Raw genomic sequence first — 1,446 nt, forward strand, 5'->3', positions numbered from 1 at the left:
GGGCGGGAAGACCGCCTTCCTGTTCACCGGGCAGGGCAGCCAGCGTCTTGGGATGGGCCGTGAGCTGTACGACGCCTACCCGGTGTTCGCGGATGCGCTGGACGCGGTGTGCGCCCGGTTCGATCTCGATGTGCCGCTGAAGGACGTGCTGTTCGGCGGTGATGCGGAGCTGCTGGACCGTACGGAGTACACGCAGCCTGCGCTGTTCACGGTCGAGGTGGCGCTGTTCCGTCTCGTCGAGTCGTGGGGTGTGCGGCCGGACTTCCTCGCCGGTCATTCGATCGGTGAGATCGCAGCTGCGCATGTCGCGGGTGTGTTCTCGCTGGCGGACGCGTGCCGGCTCGTCGCTGCCCGTGGTCGTCTGATGCAGGGGCTGCCGGGTGGTGGTGTGATGATCGCCCTCCAGGCGTCGGAGGACGAGGTCCTGCCGCTGCTGAACGACCGGGTGAGTATCGCGGCCGTCAACGGCCCGGAGTCGGTGGTCGTTGCCGGTGACGAGGACGCTGCGCTCGCGGTGGTGGAGGCTTTCGCCGACCGCAAGAGCAAGCGGCTCACCGTCAGCCACGCCTTCCACTCGCCGCACATGGACGGCATGCTGGGCGACTTCCGTGAGGTCGTGGCGGGGCTGGAGTTCGCCGCTCCGCGGATCCCGGTCGTCTCCAACCTGACCGGTGCCCTCGTCTCGGACGAGATGGGCTCGGCCGAGTTCTGGGTGCGGCATGTCCGTGAGGCCGTCCGCTTCCTCGACGGCATCCGCTTCCTGGACGAGGCTGGGGTGACGACCTACCTGGAGCTGGGTCCAGGCGGTGTTCTCTCGGCGATGGGCCAGGAGGGCGTGACGGGTGAAGGCACGGTCTTCGTGCCCGCCCTGCGGAACGGCCGCCCCGAGGCCGAGTCCGTGGTCTCGGCCCTGGCTCAGGCGCACGTGCGGGGTGTGGCCGTCGACTGGGCTGCGTTCCTCGCCGGTGCGGGTGCCGGTCGGGTGGAGCTGCCGACGTACGCCTTCCAGCGCCAGCGCTACTGGCTCCAGCTGACGGGCGCTGGTCGCAGTGTCGCGGGCTATGACGCGGACTCCCGCTTCTGGGATGCCGTGGAGCGCGAGGACCTCGCGTCGCTCGTGGGCACGCTGGATGTCGAGGACGAGGGCGCCTGGGGCTCGGTCCTGCCGGCGCTGTCGGCGTGGCGCCGGGGCTTGCGGACCCAGTCCGAGGTGGATGCCTGGCGGTACCGGGTGTCGTGGAAGCCGCTGACGGAGGGCACCGCGGGTGCTGTGCTGTCGGGTGAGTGGCTGGTCATCGTGCCGGCTGCGAGTGTGGATGACGCGGCTGTCGTGGAGGCTCTGGCCGGACGTGGCGCTGGGGTGCGCCGGGTTGTGGTGGAGCCGGGTGCGGACCGTGAGGGTCTTGCAGGTCTGCTGGCTGGTGTTGGGTCTGTGGCTGGTGTGGT

1 protein-coding gene is annotated in these 1,446 nt (G+C 70.1%); it reads left to right on the top strand.

The genetic code is table 11. From position 1 onward, the window contains the following. On the top strand, positions 1 to 1,446 hold a 1,446-nt coding region (locus tag AB0I68_RS39070), incomplete at both ends, for an acyltransferase domain-containing protein (RefSeq protein ID WP_363182208.1).

This window comes from Streptomyces sp. NPDC050448 (genome assembly GCF_040655295.1).
Classification (GTDB): Bacteria; Actinomycetota; Actinomycetes; order Streptomycetales; family Streptomycetaceae; genus Streptomyces.